This is a genomic window from Chryseobacterium sp. MYb328, from assembly GCF_037572595.1.
GTDB classification, from domain to species: domain Bacteria; phylum Bacteroidota; class Bacteroidia; order Flavobacteriales; family Weeksellaceae; genus Chryseobacterium; species Chryseobacterium pennae.
The window spans coordinates 67403-87324 of sequence record NZ_JBBGZQ010000008.1; the positions used below are offsets into that span (position 1 = coordinate 67403).

A 19922-nucleotide genomic window follows, 5' to 3' on the forward strand; every position below is an offset into this window, starting at 1 on the left:
GCGCTTTTCAATCTTTGACATTCATTCTTTTTTAAATAATTCCTGCGAATATCTTATAGAAATAACAAAGCCCGGAGGTAACCGGGCTTTTGTATAAGGTGAATTTTTAATGTAATTATTTCTGTACTGCAGGAAGATTTCCATTGCTTTTCTGTACTCTTTTATAAGTGAAAGTACACATCATAATACTGAATTCATATAAGATAAGTAATGGGAAAGCTGCCATCAGCATACTTAAAACGTCTGCCGGAGTGATGATTGCTGCCACTACCATGATTAATACAATCGCATGACGACGGTAAGTTTTCATAAATAAAGGGGTAAGAATTCCAATGCTGGTAAGGAAATAGATCAGAATAGGGAAAAGAAAAATAACTCCCATACCCAAAACTACCTGTAAAAATAATGTTGTATAATCACTCAGATCATAAAGAGGAACAATAATATCTGAAATTTTAAAGATTACTCCAAAATTAACAGCGAATGGAAGTATTAAAAAATACCCACATAAAACTCCGGTCATAAAAAGTATCCAGACTGAATTAATGATATAGATTGAATTCTTTCTCTCTCTCGGATGTAAAGCTGGGCCAATGAAGCGCCATAGCTCCCAAACGATATAAGGAAATGCTGCAACCATTCCTCCAAAAACAGAAACAGCCATCATTACATTGAACTGCTGATATAGTCTTTGTACACGTACCGGAAAATCCTTCGGAAGGTGAATACTGTCTTCTCCCAAAATCAGTCTTGAAAAATGATTAACAATTTTGAAAGTCGGGAAATCATTTCTTGTAGGTCCAAAAAAGATATGGTCCATAATCCAGTTGATATTGAAACCAACCGCAAAGGCTGCAATGATGATAGCAATAATCGAACGGACCAAATGCCCTCTTAATTCTCCAATATGCCCAAGAAAGGACATGTCTTTGTTATTGTCCATATAATAGAATCTGTCAAAATGCCAGCTGCAAATGCCAGCAGTTTAAGTCTGCGAAATTATGAAATAATAATCAGTATTTAGAATTTATTAGTCATGAATTTGTTCAGGTTTATATTACATATCTTTGAAGTGTTTTAACAATACATTCAGATATATTAACAGACAGCCTGAAATGACTATTTCAGGCTGTCTGTTAATATACTTAAGCTCAGGATTATTTCTCCAGAATTTCCAGTACTTTTTGCGCTACAGCAGCTCCGGATTGAGGATTCTGTCCGGTTACCAGATTTCCATCAGCTACAGCAAAAGGAACAAAATCATGGTCTGTTTTTACATAATGGGCTCCTTTGCTTTTCAGTACATCTTCCGTAAGATATGGAATATGGTCAGCCAGTTCTGCAGCAATTTCCTCTGAATTTGAAAAGCCTGTCAGTGTCTTTCCCTCAATCAGATTTTTTCCATTAGAAAGTTTTATATTGAAAAGTGCTACAGCTCCGTGACATACTGAAGATATAATACCTCCGTCTTCATAAATACTGCGGGCTATTTCCTGCAGCTCGGTATTATCAGGGAAATCCCAGATCACACCATGTCCGCCTGCATAGTAAATGACGCTATAGTCTTTAGGGTTGATCTCACCCGGTGTTAAAGTATGACCGAGTTTATTTCTGAACGTTTCATCAGCATAATATTTCCAGTCTACAGGCTGTACAAACATTTGCAGAGAAATAGGATCAAGCGGAGTATAGCCTCCTTTCGGACTTACAAAATCAATTTCATAGCCTTTTTCTGCCAGCTTTTCATAGAAATGAACGGCTTCTCCCAGCCACAGGCCTGTTGCTCTTTCCATATCAGGATATTTTTCCACACTTGTCACTACGATTAATGCTTTCTTTTTCATTGGTATTGTTCTTAAAAATTATAGAACAAAGGTTGTGATTTTTATAAAGCAATGCTAAGGATATACCTCAAAAAAAAGATGTGACACAGGTCACATCTTTATAAGTATAATCGGCTTAATGTTTCTCTTGAAACTCCCAGATAGCTTGCAATAAGCTGTTTCGGAATGTGGTCTATAAAACCGGGGTATTGTTTAATAAAATCTTCATAGCGTTCTTTGGCAGGCTTACTCATTAATGAGAGGATCCTTTGCTGCAGGGCTACATACCCAAAATTGGACTTTACTCTGAAAAAATGTTCCATTGCCGGAACTTTTGCACAAAGTGTATTTAAATCTTCATAAGATATAGCATATACTTCGGCATCTTCAATACAATCAACAGCCAGTGATGAGGTTTCCTGCTTAAAAAAACCGGCAAAATCTGAAATCCACCAGTTGGACGCAGCGAACTGAAGAATATGTTCTTTTCCTGCAGTGTCTATAAAGCTGCTTTTAACAATACCTTTTTCTATCAGAAAAATTTCATGTACAGGCTGATGTTCCTGTATGAGAAACTGTCTTTTCCGGAATCTTTTTTTCATAAAAAAGCTTTGAATAGCCTCAAATTCATCATTTGTAGGATTGATGATTTTCTGAATATGCTCTTTTAGGAAATGGCTCATCTTAATAAAGATTAATTAATTCCTTCATCAAGCAGTTTATGCAGATCAATGATTCCGAAATATTTTCCGTTTTCAGTTACTACAAGCTGACCAATATTATTGTTTTTTAAAATTTTCATTGCTTCTTTGGCAAGGGCATCCTTTTCAATAGTTCTTGGATTGGCAGACATAATGTCTTTAGCCAGCACTTTACTGATATCCTCTCCGTTCATCAGCATTCTTCTCAAATCTCCATCGGTAATAACTCCAATGATCTGATCCTCATTGGTCACTACAGTAATCCCGTGGCTTGATGCACTGATGGAGATAATAACATCCCTTATCAGAGCATCTCCGGAAACCTGAGGCTTTTGTGAAGAAAGGAATTGCTCAACTCTGGAAGTAAGATTTTTACCCAGGCTTCCTCCAGGATGGAATTTGGCAAAGTCATTCGCTTTGAAATCATTCAGTTCCATCAAAGAAACGGCTAACGCATCACCCAATGCCATTTGAATGGTAGTGGAACTTGTAGGAGCCAGTTTATTAGGACAGGCCTCTACATCAACATGGGTATCCAGAATAATTTGTGAAAATTCAGCCAGTTTACTGCTTTTATTTCCTGTCATTCCTATCAGAGCTGAAGAATAATCCTTTAAATAAGGAACAAGGTTGGCAATTTCAGGAGAGTTTCCGGAATTGGAGATACAAAGTACCACATCCTGCTTCTGAATCACACCCAGATCACCATGAATTGCCTCCGAAGCATGCAGAAATTGAGAGGGAGTACCTGTAGAATTCAGGGTAGCAACAATTTTATTACCTACATGAGCAGATTTTCCTATTCCTACTACAATTAATTTCCCTTTTGCAGAGTGAATAATTTCTACAGCATGGGCAAATTGGTCGTCAATTCTGTTTTTTAATTTTTCTAGTTCTGAAATTTCAATTTCTAAAGTGCTTTTGGCAATTGATATAATGTTGGTTCTATCCATTTTATGACAATAAGGTATACAAAAAAGTTTTCAAAAAACGTTATATTTTAAAAACAATATTTAATATAAATTTTATTTTTTATAAATTCGTTCGCTTTTATTTTAAGCAGAATTTTTATAACTTTGGGTTAGATGCAAATTTAGCAATAGAAAATTAGATGAGCGCAAAAAAAGCCAATTTATCAGGCGAATTGAAAAAGTATTTTGGGTTTTCTACATTTAAGGGACAACAGGAACAGATCATAGAAAACCTATTGAACGGGAAGGATATATTTGTGTTGATGCCTACAGGTGGTGGTAAATCATTATGTTATCAGCTTCCGGCACTTATTTCTGAGGGGACGGCAATAGTTGTTTCACCTTTAATAGCGTTAATGAAGAATCAGGTAGATGCCGTAAACGGGCTTTCTTCTGAGGATGGGGTAGCGCATGTATTAAATTCATCATTAAATAAGACACAGACAAAACAGGTTTTTGACGATATTAAAAGCGGAAAGACCAAACTTTTGTATGTAGCTCCGGAATCATTGATTAAAGATGACTATCTGGACTTCCTGAAAGATGTTAAGATTTCTTTCTTTGCTATTGATGAAGCTCACTGTATTTCAGAGTGGGGACATGATTTCAGACCGGAATACAGGAACTTGAAACAGATTATTGATAAGATTGCCAGTGTACCGGTGATCGCTCTTACGGCTACAGCTACGCCGAAGGTGCAGGATGATATTCAGAAAACACTGGGCATGATCAATGCTTTGGTCTTTAAAGAAAGTTTCAACCGGCCGAACCTATATTATGAGGTAACTCCTAAAATTAATATAGATAAGGAGATTGTTAGATTTATCAATCAACATAAAGGAAAATCAGGGATTGTCTATTGTCTGAGCAGAAGAAAAGTGGAAGAATTTGCCCAGCTTCTGCAGGTCAACGGTATCAACGCACTTCCTTATCATGCAGGTCTTGATCAGAAAGTGAGAGTAGCTAATCAGGACAAATTCCTGATGGAAGAAGTAGATGTGATTGTAGCTACCATTGCATTCGGAATGGGAATCGATAAGCCGGATGTACGTTTTGTTATTCACTATGATTTCCCGAAATCTCTGGAAAGTTATTATCAGGAAACCGGTAGAGCAGGAAGAGATGGCGGTGAAGGGCATTGTCTGGCTTTCTATGATCCTAAGGACATTGAAAAACTGGAAAAATTTCTTGCTCAAAAACCTGTGTCCGAAAGAGAAATCGGGTTACAGCTTTTAAATGAGGTAGTAGGGTATGCAGAAACTTCAATGAGCAGAAGACAATATATTCTTTATTATTTTGGAGAAAGCTTTGATCCGGTGAAAGGTGACGGAGCTCAAATGTGTGATAATTCATCCAATCCTCCGAAACTGAAAGATGCAACTTCTGATTTAACAAAGGCACTGGAACTGATTCATGATACAGGAGAAAAATTCAAGTCAAAAGATCTTATTTCCGTTATTGTAGGAAAAGAAACTGCTGTTTCCAAGTCTTATAAGCTGGAGCAGAACTCTTATTTCGGTTTTGGGAAAGAAGAAAAAGACAACTATTGGAAGACCATTTTAAGACAGGCAACCGTTCAGAATTTCTTACAGAAAGATATTGAAACTTACGGTGTTTTAAAGATGACTGAAAAAGGAAGAAGTGTATTGGCAGGTAAATCCAATAATATTTTCTTAATCGCTGAAGACAGGGAATTCGACCTTACACAGGCCAAGGCAGATAGTGATCAGTTGCAGCAGCAGGCAGGAGGAGGCCTGGACCAAAAGCTTTTTACCTTATTAAAAGAATTAAGAAAAAAAGTAGCCAAAAAGCATGGTATCCCGCCTTACACGGTATTTATGGATCCAAGTTTGGAGGATATGACAGTTCAATATCCTATTACATTAGATGAAATCAACAAAATTTATGGAGTAGGAGAAGGAAAGGCCAAGAAATATGGTAAAGAATTCGCTGACTATATCAAAACCTATGTTGAAGACAATAATATAGAACGTACTCAGGACATGGTACTGAAACAGGTGGCCAATAAATCCAGTCACAAAGTGTTTATCATCCAGAGTACAGATAAAAAGATTGATCTTGAAGATATTGCAAGAGCCAAGAACCTTTCTATGGATGAACTTCTGAAAGAAATGGAAAGAATTGTGTATCAGGGAACGAAGCTTAATATCGATTATTATATTGAAGACAATTTTGATGAAGATATCGTAGACGGCTTCATGGAGTTCATGAACGAGTCTGAAAGTGACAGTATGAAAGTCCTGCTGGATGAGTTTGGAGATGAACTGTCTGATGAAGAGGTAAGAATGCTGAGAATTAAGTTTATCAGCGATGTTGCAAACTAAGGAATGAAATATGAAAAAAATATTAAAAGCTCTTCTACTGAAGAGCTTTTTTATTGTAATTTATAGAAAGATAATGATTTACATTGAATGTTGTTTTAAAGAAAAACTATATTATAATTTTATTCTTTCTCATGATAATCATTGCCTATGATTATTTTGTAAGGAAGATTTACACTGATGTGCAATTTTATTGGAGATAAAATCTTTGCGCCTTACAACAGCAGATATTAAAAATCCTTGCGACTTTGCAGATTCCAACAACTACATATCTGAAAGTTACAATTACTTTGTCTTGCTCACAATGACAAAAGGAAGATTTGACTTGTAACTAAACTTTTTAGTAACTTTAACTGATGAAAAAAATATCTGTCATATTTATTCTGCCGGACCTAGAAACCGGAGGTGCAGAAAGAATAGTTACCACCATTGCAAATCATCTTTCCAGGGATCGTTTTGAGCCCAAGATTTTGCTGTTGCGTAAACAGGGCGGATACCTTGATTTTCTGAAAAAAGATGTCGAAATTATAGATATCAATACCGATAGGATCAGACATTCCTTAAAACCTATTTTAGGAGAGATCTATAGAAGAAAACCTGATATTGTATTTTCCGGATTTGGAGAAGTGAATGCCTATTTATCATTATTTATCAAGCTTTTTCCAAGAACGAAGTTTATTGCCAGGGAAACGAATGTGGTTACCCAACACGTAACGAGAAAGGAAATCAAGTTCTTTTATAATTTTTACAATAACTACCAGAGAATTATTGCACAAAGTGATGATATGATGAAAGATCTTGTGGATAATTTTAATATTAAAAAGAAAAAAATTATCAAGATCAATAATCCGGTAGACTTTGACTTTATTGATGAGAAACTAAGAACTTCCTTGAAGCCTGATGGATTTAAATACAATTACAAAAATGTAGTAGCCATTGGGAATTTATCAGCCAGAAAAGGATTTGATAACCTGTTGAAAGTATTTTCAAGGCTCAAAAGCGAAAATATAATGCTTCATATTCTGGGAGATGGAAAAGACAGGGATGTTCTGCTTCAGATGAAGGAATTTTTAGGATTAAAAAATGTAATCTTCCATGGCAGACAGGAGAATCCTTACCAGTTTTTAAAGTATGCCGATCTGTTTATTCTTTCTTCAAGATATGAAGGCTTTCCCAATGTACTTCTGGAAGCGGGAGCATGCGGAACCTATTCTTTAGCCAATAATTGTCCGGGAGGGATCAATGAGATCATTCAGCATAATGTGAATGGCGAGATTGGAAATATTGAAAACTATGAAGACTTTGCCCAGCAAATCATAAAGGTGATGCATGGAAATTATAATCGCGATGCGATAAAAAATTCCATTAAATCAAGGTTTTCAAAAAATATTATTTTAGATAAATATGAAAAGGTATTATTGGACCTAATCTATAAATAGTCAATATCATAAGGATGAAAACAATCGCATTTATTGCCTGTATGCTTTTTTCTATTACAGTAATGGCTCAGAAAAGCCAGATAGCCAGAAAAGAATTGCTGAAAGCTTCAATGAATCAAAAAGTAACTACTGCTGATGTTCAGGAAATAACAATGGCACGAGGACAGGCTGCTCCCAAACATTTGCATCCATGTCCGGTCATTGGAATTATACAATCCGGAGAAGTTATTTTTCAGATAGAAGGTGAGGAAAGTGTTATTCTTCATGCAGGAGATGCTTTCTATGAACCTAAAAATGTTAATATTCTTCATTTTGATAATGCCTCAAAAGAAAAACCGCTGGTTTTTACGGCAATTTATTTGAAAAAAGGACATGAAGAAAATATTAAGTTTTTTAAATAATCGTTGAGAAAAAACATTAGTTGATTTTAAAACTGATAAAATTTATTTTGATGGGTGATCACTTTGGCTACCCGCAATTCAAATCAATTCCTTAATATGATATTGGAAAGCATTTCTTTTTCAGGAATTATTGTTGCATTGATGTGTATGGCTTTGTTGCTTTCCAAAAAGAAAAAGGTTTCTTCAGATTATTATCTTATAGCTTGGCTCTTGGTTGCTGCTGCTAACCTGATCTATTATTTATTTCCATCCTTACTTCCTGAAATTATTCAGCCTTTTGGTTTTGCGCTTCCTGTGCTCAGTATGGGAATGCTTTACCTGTATGTTATTTCGATTACTTTTAATATAGAGTTCAATGTAAGCTTCCTAGTTAAACATTCTTTGTTTTTTATCTGTTATAGCTTATTATTTATTGGAATTTCATTGTTTTACAGTCAGATCGGATTTAACAACAGCATTCCGTTTTTTATAGAAAAACAACAGAATAAAATGCTGGATCTTCTTACGTTTCCAATGGCGATTGTTCCCGTGGTATATATCATTTTGTGTTTTCTAGCTTTAAAAAGATACCAGAAGATGCTTCCTGAATATTATTCAGCACTTGAAAAAATAAACCTGAACTGGCTGAAATATATCATTGTTTCTTTAATTATACTCTTTATCGGGGTTTTCTGTATGATTGCTTTAGGAACACGGGCGGACCTCATTCCTTTTGATAAGATTTTTCAGATTGTTGCAGTAGTGCAAAGTGGCTATTTATTGTGCATTGTATTCTTTAGTTTAAGGCAGAGTATTGTTTTTAACCAACAGGTAATTCTTGATAGGAATACTGTGGTTACCAAAGAAGAAAAAGTCGATGTTCAGGATAAAGCCTATTCCGATATCCTTTCCCAAAGGTTATTACAATTCATGGAAACAGGCAGACCTTATCTTGACGAAGAGTTGAGCCTGCAGAAATTGTCTCTATTAATGGATGTTTCCACCCATCAGCTTTCACAGACGATCAATCAGGGACTCAATACCAACTTTTACAAATTTGTGAATGCTTACAGAATAGAAGAAGTTAAGAAAAAGCTGGGAGATTCTGCGTTTGAAAAATATTCAATCTTAGGAATTGCATTTGAATCAGGGTTTAATTCAAAATCTACTTTTAATAAGATCTTTAAGGAAGAAACCGGAATGACACCATCCGAATTTAAGAAGTCCGAATCGATTAAAAAAGAGTCCTAACCGATCATTTAGGACGACCAGACTTGTGTTTTATGGGATTTTTGCCATCAAAAAACTATGGACACACCTCTTCATTTAAGTAACATTATTGTACATGTCATCAGTGGAACCATTGCACTTATCATTGGGTTTCTGATTCTGTTAAAAACAAAAGGAACCTCATTACATGTAAAGCTCGGATACTTTTTTGTGTATTGTATGATCGTTGTGGTAACTACCGGTGCTTTCGGAGTGATTGTATTTAAAAGAAACCTTTTTCTGCTGTTGATTACCATTCTGGCCGCCTATAATACTTATTCGGGATTCAGGATTTTAAAGGAAAAATCAAACCGTTTTTACCTCAAAGACCTTTTGGCGATGCTGGGTGCCTTAGCCATAGCTTTGGTGTTTGTGCATTACCTGAAATTTATTGGTTTCTATTGGAATCCAGTGGTTATTTACTCTGGTGTAGGCTATTTGCTGCTGGTGGTTTCATATGATGTATTTCGATATTGTATTCCGAGAGCCCGATATGGAAATCTTTGGCGTTATGAGCATTCCAGTAAAATGATCAGTGCGATGGGAGCGCTTTTATCTGCTTTTATCGGAACTCTTTTACCGGATTATAAACCCTATAGCCAGATTCTTCCGTCTCTGTTGATGACTTTGATAATGATATTTTTTAATATTAAAATTTATTTCCGATTGAAAAAATAAAATACTGTAGCAAAGCCATAAATCTTTGTGTTCTCAAAATATCAGACTTTGTGTATAAAAGACTTTGTGTACTTTGATCGTAACTTCATATTGAGGTGTTTTTAGTATTTTTGCGTTTCAAATAAAAATAGAATGAAAATGATTCCTAAAATAGGATGCGCTTGTGAAAAACCGGACCAAAATTATACTGAATACAGAAGTTCCGAGTTGGGGATAGATCATACCAACGGAAGGCACGGAGAAGTAAGTATTCAGCAGTGTAAGTTATGCCAGAGAATATGGATTCATTATTTTGTTGAATATGAAAATTATTCCCAATCAGGAAGATGGTACAAAGGAATTGTTTCGAAAAAAGACCGTTTACAGATAACTCCGGAAAACGCAGTAGAGTATCTTGAAAATGTTGAATGGTATGTTTATGGAGGTTCTTTTTTTGAAAGTACAGGAACGATCGGAAATGGTAGACTGCAGCTAGATTGATGACCGCGTTAAGGTATTTAAAATTTTTTGATCTCAAAATTGATAAAACTCACTTTGGTGCTTGGTAATTTATATGTAAATTTGTGAGAATTAAGATAGATAATAATAAACAAATTCATAAAATAACATGAGTCAATTCGATGTTACCGTAATAGGTTCTGGTCCTGGAGGTTATGTAGCTGCGATCCGTGCAGCACAGTTAGGTTTCAAAACAGCAATTATTGAAAAATATTCAACTTTAGGCGGAACTTGTCTTAACGTTGGATGTATTCCGTCAAAAGCGCTTCTTGACAGCTCTGAGCATTTCGAAAATGCAAAACACAATTTTGCAGGTCACGGAATCATCATCAACGAGCCTCAAGCGGATATCGCAAGAATGATCGAACGTAAAAACGAAGTGGTAGATCAAACGACTAAAGGAATCAACTTTTTGATGGACAAAAACAAGATCACTGTTTTTGAAGGATTGGGAAGCTTTGAATCTGCTACTCAGATTAAAATCACTAAGAATGACGGTTCTTCTGAAACGATTGAATCTAAATATACCATCATTGCAACAGGTTCTAAACCATCTTCTTTACCTTTTATTACTCTTGATAAAGAAAGAGTAATTACTTCTACTGAAGCTTTAAATCTTAAAGAGATCCCTAAGCATTTGGTAGTAATCGGAGGTGGAGTTATTGGTCTTGAATTAGGTTCTGTATACTTAAGACTGGGTGCTCAGGTAACTGTAGTTGAGTTTATGGATAAAATCATCCCTGGAATGGATGGAGCTTTAAGTAAGGAATTAACTAAAGTTCTTAAAAAACAAGGAATGAAGTTTATGCTTTCTACAGCAGTTTCTGCAGTAGAAAGAAACGGTGATACTGTAAAAGTTACGGCTAAAGATAAAAAAGGAGAAGAAGTAGTTGTAGAAGGAGATTACTGTTTAGTTTCTGTAGGAAGAAGACCTTATACAGACGGTCTTGGTCTTGAAAAAGCAGGAGTAGAACTTGACGAAAGAGGAAGAGTAAAAACAAACGACCACCTTCAGACTAACGTTGCTAACATCTATGCAATCGGAGATGTGATCAAAGGAGCAATGCTTGCTCACAAGGCTAGTGAAGAAGGAACTTTAGTTGCTGAAATATTAGCAGGTCAAAAACCACATATCAATTATAACCTAATCCCGGGTGTTGTTTACACTTGGCCTGAAGTTGCTGGAGTTGGTAAAACTGAAGAGCAGCTGAAAGAAGAAGGAGTAGCTTATAAAGTAGGTTCTTTCCCAATGAGAGCATTAGGAAGAAGCCGTGCAAGTGGTGATGTTGATGGTCTTGTTAAAATTATTGCAGACGAGAAAACTGATGAGATTTTAGGAATGCATATTATAGGAGCAAGAGCTGCTGACCTTATTGCTGAAGGAGTAATTGCTATGGAGTTCCGTGCAAGTGCTGAAGACATCGCAAGAAGTTCTCACGCACACCCAACATATGCAGAAGCGATTAAAGAAGCTGCATTGGATGCTACAGAAAAAAGACCTATCCACATGTAATATTTGATTAAAAATTTAATCATTTAAATAATAGAAGAGGAGCAACTGCTCCTCTTTTTTGTTTACCCATATATCTCTTTTTGTCATTGCGAGCAAAGCGAAGCTATCTCAAAGTCACAATTTTTTTGAATAGCTTCTATTGTAAATCACAAAGATTTTATCTCCAATAAAATTGTATACTGTTAAAATATACTTTTGTAATCGCCACGAATTCACGAATGATTTTTATTAATGTATAAAATATGATAATGGAAATATTTTGAAAGCTTTTCATTACTGAGAATCTTTGATTCTCTTGCGCCTTAGCGTTTTCCAATAAAATCCCTAAGCTACCAGAATTAGAAAGATTTAGGTGACAATAGCCTCCAATAAACTATCCGTTCATCTACATAATTCTCATTTTATCGTAAAATTTCGAATTTTTGGGAACAATATTAAACTGTATTCCGAAAGTAATCCCCTTAAAATATTTTTCTTTGTGTATTGGGAAAGCATATCCTGTATTGAGGAATACAGCATTAAATAAAGAGATTCCAATTCTTGGTTCCAATGCATACTGATTGATTGAAGCGCCATACAACAGTCCGTTATTAAGGAAAGAAATGTTAGCCTCAGGAATAAATTTATTGGTCTCATCAATTCGTGTATAAAGTATTGACGGTCCCAGAATCACAGATTGATAATTGGAATTTCCGAGTCTGAATTCCAATCCGGCCTGTAAAACATTCCTTCCGCTGTAACGATAGGCCAGATTAATGGCTGCTCTATCCAGGATCTGAGCATTGACAGTGATGAGGGAAAGAAGAAATACTACAGCAAAATATCTTTTCATGTTATTTTTTATTCAAATGTACAGGTTTTAAAGACCATCTGAAATATAAAACGATTCTTAAAACTATAGATTAGGTTAATCTTCAAATTTCCGTACCTTTGTAAGCTAATTTTATCATCAATGCAACTCGGAAAAACTCAGACTTTACAAATTTCAGAAAAAAATAACTCAGGATGGTTTCTTACAGATGAAGAATCCGGTGAAAAAGCTTTTCTTCCTAAAATATTCATTCGTGAAGAGAAGGAAGTAGGAGAGTATGTTGAGGTTTTTGTATATCAGGATGATGATAAATTGAAAGCGACTACTGAGATTCCTTTGGCAGAAGTAGGTGAATTTGCGGTAATGAGCTGCGTACAAAGCCTTCCAAGCGGGGCGTTTATGGATTGGGGAATCATCAAAGATTTGTTTATTCCGTATAAACAGCAAAAAGCCAAGATTATTGAGGGAAAAAGATACCTGGTTCATATTTATGTAGATGAAGCTATGGATCTGATCACCGGAACCACAAAATTCAAAAGAAATCCACAATATGACGATCTTCCGTTCAAAAAAGGGGATAAAGTAGACCTTATCATGATGAACGAAGGTGAACTGGGCTGGAATGTTGTGATCAATAAAAAATATATAGGTTTGATATATGCTTCGGATGTATTCAAGAAGTTGTATCCATTATCTGAAGAGAAAGGATATATCAAAACCATTCGGGAAGATGGAAAAATTGATATTTCCTTACAACCGGAAGGATTTGAAAATATTGACGAATTCAAACAAAAGATTCTGGACAGGCTGGAAGAAAATTACGGTCTTCTGTATGTGTCTGATAAATCTACTCCTGAAGAGATTAAAGATGAGCTTCAGATGAGTAAAAAGAACTTTAAGAAAGCGATAGGAGGCCTTTATAAGGATAACATTATCGAAATTTCAGACGACAAAATCAAATTATTATAAAAAACAAAAAGAGCAGAATTTTCTGCTCTTTTTTGTTGATACCTGCTTCTATATTCATTTAGAGAAATACTGATGTAGCATTTACCACTACAATATCCAATTTTAGCATTCAAAACTTTATTTCAAAAATATGATGTAAATCATAATAATTTCGTTTAATTTTTTTGTTTAACAATTTTGTCAAAAATAAAATTTGATATAAATTTGCACAAAATTGTTTAACAATAATGTCAAATCAAGCAAAAAAAGACCAAACACAGGAATTGATCAAGGAGACAGCGAAGAAATTATTCTTTGTGAAAGGAAAATTTGATGCTACTACGCAGGAGATTGCAGATGAAGCAGGAGTGAATAGAACCCTTATTAATTATTACTTCCGATCAAGAGACAAACTTATTCAGATCATCTTTGATGAAGCACAGAAAGTAGAGCAGGAAAAATCAAAGATTATCCAGAATTCGGAGCTTCCCTTTAAAGAGAAGATCAGTCAGTTTATAGAAAGCAGCCTTGCTACAAGCCTTCAATATCCTTATCTGGAAACATACATTGTTTCACAGATCAATAAAGGAACCTGCCATCACAGGGAAATTGAGGAAGATATCCTGGATAAAATGTACAGCGATATTGAAAAAGAAATGGAGCTAGGCAACATTGAGAAAATGGCTCCGGTTCAGTTTATTCTGAACATGGTTTCACTATTGGTTTTTCCAAGTGCCGTAAGACCTTTATTCATGGAGAATTTATTAATTAGTGACGAAGAATATGATGAGATTATTTCCGTGAGAAAAGGGATCATTCTCAATATGTTATTTAAAAATTAAAAAAATCTAAAGTATTTCTTAAAATGATTCGTCAGTTAGAAATAAAAATAGGAGAGAACTTAAAAAAATAAACGAAGTATAAAAATTATGAAAAGAAAACGTATAACTGCTCAAAAGCTAAAAATTGGGATAGCTGCAGCATTTATGATTTTCGGCTTTTCATCGGTTTCTGCCCAGCAGCAGGTTTCCTTGCAGGAGGCCATCAAGCAGGCACTCCAAAATAAAGCAGAAGCCAAAAAGGCTGCTTTACAGATCAAAAAAGCTGAATATAAAATTGATGAAGCCAGAGCCGGAGCCTTACCTCAGGTAACTGGTACGGCGGGTTTAACCTATAATCCAATTATTCAGCAATCATTGCTGGAATTTGGTGGACAAAGGATAACGGCTCAGTTGGGACAGCCTTGGAGTACCAATGCGGGAGTCAATGTTCAGCAGGCAATATTTGATCAGAGAGTTTTTACAGGCCTCAAAGCTGCGAAATCTACCAGAGAGTTTTACATTCTGAACGCTCAATTAACCAATGAACAAATTATTGAGAATGTAGCAACAGCTTACTATCAGGTTTTTGTGCAGGAAGAAAATCTCAAAACCGTACAGGTGAGCTATGCAAATACTGAAAAGGTAAGAAATGTTATAAAAAGTTTGTTAGATAATGGGTTGGCAAAATCTATCGACCTGGATCGTACGAATGTACAGTTGACTAATATCGGATCAAACAGACAGCAATTGATCAATTCAGTTGAACTTTCAAAAAACTCTCTGAAGTTTTATATGGGAGTTCCGATCGAAACTGATATCGAGCTTGAAGAGAAAACTATTGAACCGAAACCTGAGCTTATAATCAATAATGTCAATTTGGATAACCGTCTGGAATTACAGGTAAAGAACAAAAACAGAGAACTTCTGGTGTTTAATAAAAAAGCGACGGAAGCCTATCTTTATCCTACTGTAAGTTTGCAGGCAAACTATGCCTGGGCCGCAACAGGAAAGAAGTTTCCCCTTACCAATGGTTTGAGTAATGGCGTACTTTGGAGTGATTATTCAGCAATAGGACTCAATATCAACGTTCCTATCTTCACGGGTGGTGCTACAAAAGCTAAGATCCAGCAGGCGGAAATCGATATTCAGGATCTGGATATGGATATTCAAAATACTCAGTTGAATTTGAGCCTGGATTATAAAAATGCGATTTCTAATATGGAAAATTCGATTATTAATATCCAAAGCATGAAAGATAATGTAGGCCTTGCGGAAAGAGTACAGAAAAATACTCAATCTAATTACCAGAATGGTTTGGCAACACTTACAGAAGTGTTGGATTCAGAAAATGCTTTAACTTCAGCAAAACAGAATTATTCAAACTCACTATTAGACTATAAGCAAGCTGAGATCAAATTAATTAAAGCAAAAGGAGAGTTAAATACATTACAAAACCCATAATAAACAATGAAAAAAACTTTAATATATATCATCGTAGCAGCTGTACTCGTAGGGTTAGCAGCTTACAAGATTGCTGGTAACAAAGAGAAGCAGACTCAGGAAGTAAAAGAGGTTGCCAAGCAGGTAGATAAAATCAACGTTAATATAGTCACAGTTGCAAGAGAAAATATAGATACAGACTATTCTGCAAACGGAACATTCCTTCCTAAACAGGAAATGAATCAGTCTTCTGAAATTGCCGGACGTATTGTAAGTGTTTTAGTGAAAGAAGGTTCAAGAGTTGGGGCAGGTCAGGTGTTGGCAACGATTAAAAGAGATGCTATCGAAGTTGATGTTACTCAGGCTCAGAATAATTTACAGAATGCTGTTATCGACAACCAACGTTACGAAAACGCATATAAAACAGGTGGAGTTACAAAACAACAGCTGGATAACTCAAGACTGCAGTTGAAAAATATGCAGGCAGCAGTGAAAGCTCAGGGAGTAAGAGTAAATGATACAAGTATCCGTGCAGGAATCAGCGGAACGATTAATAAAAAAATGGTAGAGCCGGGAACAGTTGTTTCAGTAGGAACTTCCATGTTTGAGATCGTTAACATTAACAGCTTAAAACTTTCTGTTTTAGTAGATGAAAGCCAGGTTGGAAAAATCCAGCTAGGTCAGGAGGTTCCGATTAAAGTAAACGTTTTACCTGAAGAATCTTTTGTGGGTAGAATTACATTTATCGCTCCAAAAAGTGATGCTTCTTTGAATTTCCCTGTTGAAATTGAAGTTCAGAACAGAGGAAACTTAAAAGCGGGTATGTACGCAACAGCTACCTTTAAAACAAACCATGGAGCAGAAACTCAGAATATGCTGACTGTTCCTGCAGAAGCGTTTGTGAATGGAGTAAGTTCAGGACAGCTGTTCGTTGTTCAGAATGGTGTTGCTAAATTGATTACAGTAACCGTTGGTAAAGTTTACGGAGACAAAGTACAGGTATTAAGCGGACTGAATGGTGGTGAGCAAGTGGTAACCAGCGGACAGATCAACCTGGACAACGGATCTAAAGTAAACATTATAAAGTAGAGGATCTATGAAGTTAGCAGAAATATCGATTAAAAGACCCTCGCTGGTAATTGTATTATTTACAATTCTGACGCTGGGAGGTATCCTGAGTTATACGCTCATGGGATACGAATTGATTCCGAAGTTTGAAACCAACATGGTAACTATTTCTACGGTGTATCCGGGAGCTTCGCCTGCAGAGGTGGAGACCTCCGTCACCAGAAAGATTGAAGATGCCGTAGGTTCTTTGGAAAACGTAAAAAAAGTAGAATCTTCTTCATATGAAAGTTTATCGGTTATCATGGTTCAGCTGAACAATGGAGCAGATGTAGACTTTGCATTGAATGATGCTCAGAGAAAGGTAAATGCAATTCTGGGAGACCTTCCGGATGATGTAAAAGCACCTTCTCTGAATAAATTCTCCCTGGATGATTTACCAATTATCACGATGAGTATTTCATCTGATAAATTAAACAGTAAGGACCTTTACGACTTACTGGATAAAAAGATTGAACCTATTTTCTCCCGTGTAAACGGAGTAGCGCAAGTAGATCTTGTAGGTGGACAGGAAAGAGAGATCCAGGTGAATCTGGACGAAAAGAAATTGCAGGGATATGGACTTTCTATCGGAGATGTTCAGCAGGCAATTCTTTCTTCAAACTTAGATTTCCCTACTGGTAGTTTGAAAACGAGAACTACAAAATCTACCATCAGATTATCAGGAAAGTATAAGTCAACTGAAGAAATGAACAACCTTGTGGTTTCCAACAAAAATGGAGCTCAGGTTCGTTTATCTGATATTGCAACCGTTTTCGACTCTCAGAAAGATGTTGAAAAAGTAGCAAGATTCAATCAGTTTCCAACAATCTTAATGCAGGTAAAAAAGCAGTCTGATGCCAATGCAGTAGCAGTATCTGAAAGTGTTCAGAAAACGATTCAGACCGTAGAAGAAGCTTACAAAGTTCAGGGAGTAAAAGTAAAAATCGTAAATGATACAACAGAATTTACCCTTGAATCTGCCAACCACGTAATTTTCGACTTATTCTTAGCGATTATTCTTGTGGCAATTGTAATGCTATTATTCCTTCACAGTATCAGAAATGCATTCATTGTAATGGTTTCGATCCCAGCTTCATTGGTGGCAGCGTTCATCGGAATGAATCTGATGGGATATACTTTGAACCTAATGAGTTTACTGGGGCTTTCCCTTGTGGTAGGTATCCTTGTAGATGACGCGATTGTAGTACTGGAAAACATCTACCGTCACATGGAGATGGGGAAAAGCAAGATCAGAGCAGCCTATGACGGTGCATCAGAAATCGGATTTACCGTTGCAGCGATTACCTTGGTAATTGTGGTAGTATTCTTACCGATTGCAATGAGTTCAGGGCTTGTAGCAAACATTCTGGCACAGTTCTGCGTCACGGTGGTTATTGCAACATTATTATCGTTGCTAGCATCATTTACCATCATTCCTTGGTTATCATCAAGATTTGGTAAACTGGAGCATTTAACAGGTAAAAACTGGTTTGAGAAATTCATCCTTTGGTTCGAAGGACTAATTGACAAATTTACGCACTGGATTACTGATATCCTTGAATGGTGTCTGAAAACAACACTGAGAAGAATTTCTACAGTAGTTATTACATTCATTGTTTTAATCAGCTCATTCTCATTGGTGATTTTTGGATTCATTGGAGGAGAATTCTTCCCGCCGATTGACCGTGGTCAGTTCTTAGTACAGATGGAACTTTCTAAAGATGCAACTGTTGAAAAAACAAACCAGCTAACATTAGATGTTGAGAAGTTTTTAAGAAATGATAAAGATGTTGTAGACTTAATTACAACGGTTGGACAACAGTCAACAGGTTTTGGTGGAGCTCAGGCAACTACTTACCAGTCTGAGGTTCAGGTAAACTTAACAGATAAATCTGAACGTTCTGAAAGTACAAACATCAAAGCTGCAAAAATAAAAAGAGTACTGGAGGAGAAATTCACTGGTGTTGAGTTTAAAACAGCTCCAATCGGTATCATGGGTGCTGAAAATGCTCCGATCGAAATGGTAGTAACCGCTCCGGATAACGCAACAGCAGTAAAAGAAGCGACAAGAATCCTTGAATTACTGAAAAAAGTTCCTGGAGCAGTAGATGCAGAATTATCAACCGATTCTGGTAACCCGGAAGTACAGGTGAATATCGACAGAGATAAAATGGCTTCTCTAGGCTTAAATCTTTCAAGTGTAGGACAAACGATGCAGACTGCATTTAACGGAAATACAGATGGAAAATTCAGAGCAGGAGAGTACGAATATGACATTAACATCCGTTTTGGAGATCTGAACAGACAGTCTATTGATGATGTTAAAAACCTAATGTTTACAAACCCTCAGGGGCAGCAGATTCGTTTGAGCCAGTTTGCTGAAGTAAAAATGGGTTCTGGACCAAGTTTGCTTGAACGTAGAGATAAATCTCCTTCTGTAAAAGTAAGAGCTAAAGCAGTAGGTAGACCGGTGGGGGATGTAGCAAACGAGTGGTCTGCTAAGTTTATGAACGAGAAAAAACCTATTGGTGTAGATTACATCTGGAGTGGAGATATGGAAAACCAGCAGGAAGGTTTCGGTACTTTAGGTATTGCTTTATTAGCAGCTATCGTATTGGTATATCTTGTAATGGTATCATTGTATGACAGTTTCGTTTATCCTTTCGTGGTATTGTTCTCTATTCCGTTGGCGATGATCGGGGTAATGGTAATCCTTGCCTTAACAGCCAATTCATTGAACATCTTTACGATGCTAGGGATGATCATGTTGATTGGTCTTGTAGCGAAGAACGCGATTATGATCGTTGACTTTACGAATGCAAGAAAAGCAGCGGGAGCAAGTACTCATGATGCATTGATCCAGGCTAACCACGCCCGTCTTCGTCCGATCCTGATGACAACCATTGCGATGATCTTCGGTATGTTACCGATCGCATTGGCAACAGGAGCAGGAGCAGAGATGAACAAAGGTCTTGCATGGGTAGTAATCGGTGGTTTAACATCGTCTCTATTCCTTACCTTGATCATTGTGCCTGTAGTATACTCTCTATTTGACTCTATCTTAAGAAGAATGGGTAAAGATACCAAAGTAGACTACGAAGCTGAAATGAAGGCAGATTATGAACACAGAGAATTAAATGAAGACGGATTTACTCCTAAGCATTTAGATAACTAAAATATC

General features: G+C 36.2%; 17 protein-coding genes. 12 read left to right on the forward strand and 5 right to left on the reverse strand.

The annotated features are described in order from the left end of the window. Nucleotides 1–115: 115 nt before the first annotated feature. The 4 genes from tatC to WH267_RS10135 form a co-directional block, all read right to left on the reverse strand. On the reverse strand, nt 116–943 hold the full coding sequence (tatC, locus tag WH267_RS10120; protein ID WP_123318919.1) for a twin-arginine translocase subunit TatC: 828 nt from the start codon (nt 941–943) through the stop codon (nt 116–118). 214 nt (nt 944–1157) lie between these two features. Continuing rightward, nucleotides 1158–1844, reverse strand: a complete 687-nt coding sequence (locus WH267_RS10125; protein ID WP_115971655.1) for a type 1 glutamine amidotransferase domain-containing protein — start codon at nt 1842–1844, stop codon at nt 1158–1160. 98 nt (nt 1845–1942) lie between these two features. After that, nucleotides 1943–2506, reverse strand: a complete 564-nt coding sequence (locus WH267_RS10130; RefSeq protein ID WP_115971656.1) for a Crp/Fnr family transcriptional regulator — start codon at nt 2504–2506, stop codon at nt 1943–1945. Nucleotides 2507–2517: 11 nt separating this feature from the next. Continuing rightward, nucleotides 2518–3477, reverse strand: coding sequence for a KpsF/GutQ family sugar-phosphate isomerase (locus tag WH267_RS10135; RefSeq protein ID WP_340007906.1), 960 nt, complete (start codon nt 3475–3477; stop codon nt 2518–2520). 158 nt (nt 3478–3635) lie between these two features. Between WH267_RS10135 and recQ the strand changes: the two genes are divergently transcribed. The 7 genes from recQ to lpdA all read left to right on the forward strand — a co-directional run bounded on the left by recQ (nt 3636) and on the right by lpdA (nt 11614). Further along, nucleotides 3636–5840, forward strand: coding sequence for a DNA helicase RecQ (gene recQ, locus WH267_RS10140; RefSeq protein ID WP_340007907.1), 2205 nt, complete (start codon nt 3636–3638; stop codon nt 5838–5840). Nucleotides 5841–6193: 353 nt separating this feature from the next. After that, entirely contained in the window at nt 6194–7276 is a 1083-nt protein-coding gene (locus WH267_RS10145; protein ID WP_340007909.1) for a glycosyltransferase, read from the forward strand. A gap of 14 nt (nt 7277–7290) precedes the next feature. Beyond that, nucleotides 7291–7677, forward strand: a complete 387-nt coding sequence (locus WH267_RS10150; protein WP_340007911.1) for a cupin domain-containing protein — start codon at nt 7291–7293, stop codon at nt 7675–7677. A 96-nt stretch (nt 7678–7773) separates the two neighbouring features. Then, a complete protein-coding gene (locus WH267_RS10155) occupies nt 7774–8907 on the forward strand; it encodes a helix-turn-helix domain-containing protein (protein WP_340007912.1) in 1134 nt (377 codons plus the stop codon). Nucleotides 8908–8964: 57 nt separating this feature from the next. Then, complete coding sequence (locus WH267_RS10160; protein ID WP_123318924.1) at nt 8965–9603, forward strand: hypothetical protein; 639 nt, start codon at nt 8965–8967, stop codon at nt 9601–9603. Nucleotides 9604–9735: 132 nt separating this feature from the next. Then, entirely contained in the window at nt 9736–10083 is a 348-nt protein-coding gene (locus WH267_RS10165; RefSeq protein ID WP_123318925.1) for a hypothetical protein, read from the forward strand. A gap of 127 nt (nt 10084–10210) precedes the next feature. Next, entirely contained in the window at nt 10211–11614 is a 1404-nt protein-coding gene (lpdA, locus tag WH267_RS10170) for a dihydrolipoyl dehydrogenase (RefSeq protein WP_340007917.1), read from the forward strand. 385 nt (nt 11615–11999) lie between these two features. Here lpdA and WH267_RS10175 read toward each other — a convergent pair whose 3' ends face one another. Further along, complete coding sequence (locus WH267_RS10175) at nt 12000–12446, reverse strand: hypothetical protein (RefSeq protein ID WP_123318926.1); 447 nt, start codon at nt 12444–12446, stop codon at nt 12000–12002. A gap of 120 nt (nt 12447–12566) precedes the next feature. Between WH267_RS10175 and WH267_RS10180 the strand changes: the two genes are divergently transcribed. The 5 genes from WH267_RS10180 to WH267_RS10200 all read left to right on the forward strand — a co-directional run bounded on the left by WH267_RS10180 (nt 12567) and on the right by WH267_RS10200 (nt 19916). Next, on the forward strand, nt 12567–13394 hold the full coding sequence (locus WH267_RS10180; RefSeq protein ID WP_340007919.1) for a CvfB family protein: 828 nt from the start codon (nt 12567–12569) through the stop codon (nt 13392–13394). Between the two features lie 227 nt (nt 13395–13621). Then, complete coding sequence (locus WH267_RS10185) at nt 13622–14215, forward strand: TetR/AcrR family transcriptional regulator (protein WP_123318927.1); 594 nt, start codon at nt 13622–13624, stop codon at nt 14213–14215. An 87-nt stretch (nt 14216–14302) separates the two neighbouring features. Further along, nucleotides 14303–15655 (forward strand): TolC family protein, encoded by a 1353-nt coding sequence (locus WH267_RS10190; protein WP_340007921.1) that lies wholly within the window; start codon nt 14303–14305, stop codon nt 15653–15655. Between the two features lie 6 nt (nt 15656–15661). Beyond that, entirely contained in the window at nt 15662–16723 is a 1062-nt protein-coding gene (locus WH267_RS10195; RefSeq protein ID WP_123318929.1) for an efflux RND transporter periplasmic adaptor subunit, read from the forward strand. Between the two features lie 7 nt (nt 16724–16730). Next, entirely contained in the window at nt 16731–19916 is a 3186-nt protein-coding gene (locus WH267_RS10200; RefSeq protein ID WP_340007923.1) for an efflux RND transporter permease subunit, read from the forward strand. The last annotated feature ends 6 nt before the right edge of the window (nt 19917–19922 follow it).

Excerpts from the sequence above, each read along its gene's own strand:
- tatC (WP_123318919.1), bottom strand. The coding sequence starts at position 943 with ATGGACAATAACAAAGACATGTCCTTTCTTGGGCATATTGGAGAATTA.
- WH267_RS10125 (WP_115971655.1), bottom strand. The coding sequence starts at position 1,844 with ATGAAAAAGAAAGCATTAATCGTAGTGACAAGTGTGGAAAAATATCCT.
- WH267_RS10130 (WP_115971656.1), bottom strand. The coding sequence starts at position 2,506 with ATGAGCCATTTCCTAAAAGAGCATATTCAGAAAATCATCAATCCTACA.
- WH267_RS10135 (WP_340007906.1), bottom strand. The coding sequence starts at position 3,477 with ATGGATAGAACCAACATTATATCAATTGCCAAAAGCACTTTAGAAATT.
- recQ (WP_340007907.1), top strand. The coding sequence starts at position 3,636 with ATGAGCGCAAAAAAAGCCAATTTATCAGGCGAATTGAAAAAGTATTTT.
- WH267_RS10145 (WP_340007909.1), top strand. The coding sequence starts at position 6,194 with ATGAAAAAAATATCTGTCATATTTATTCTGCCGGACCTAGAAACCGGA.
- WH267_RS10150 (WP_340007911.1), top strand. The coding sequence starts at position 7,291 with ATGAAAACAATCGCATTTATTGCCTGTATGCTTTTTTCTATTACAGTA.
- WH267_RS10155 (WP_340007912.1), top strand. The coding sequence starts at position 7,774 with ATGATATTGGAAAGCATTTCTTTTTCAGGAATTATTGTTGCATTGATG.
- WH267_RS10160 (WP_123318924.1), top strand. The coding sequence starts at position 8,965 with ATGGACACACCTCTTCATTTAAGTAACATTATTGTACATGTCATCAGT.
- WH267_RS10165 (WP_123318925.1), top strand. The coding sequence starts at position 9,736 with ATGAAAATGATTCCTAAAATAGGATGCGCTTGTGAAAAACCGGACCAA.
- lpdA (WP_340007917.1), top strand. The coding sequence starts at position 10,211 with ATGAGTCAATTCGATGTTACCGTAATAGGTTCTGGTCCTGGAGGTTAT.
- WH267_RS10175 (WP_123318926.1), bottom strand. The coding sequence starts at position 12,446 with ATGAAAAGATATTTTGCTGTAGTATTTCTTCTTTCCCTCATCACTGTC.
- WH267_RS10180 (WP_340007919.1), top strand. The coding sequence starts at position 12,567 with ATGCAACTCGGAAAAACTCAGACTTTACAAATTTCAGAAAAAAATAAC.
- WH267_RS10185 (WP_123318927.1), top strand. The coding sequence starts at position 13,622 with ATGTCAAATCAAGCAAAAAAAGACCAAACACAGGAATTGATCAAGGAG.
- WH267_RS10190 (WP_340007921.1), top strand. The coding sequence starts at position 14,303 with ATGAAAAGAAAACGTATAACTGCTCAAAAGCTAAAAATTGGGATAGCT.
- WH267_RS10195 (WP_123318929.1), top strand. The coding sequence starts at position 15,662 with ATGAAAAAAACTTTAATATATATCATCGTAGCAGCTGTACTCGTAGGG.
- WH267_RS10200 (WP_340007923.1), top strand. The coding sequence starts at position 16,731 with ATGAAGTTAGCAGAAATATCGATTAAAAGACCCTCGCTGGTAATTGTA.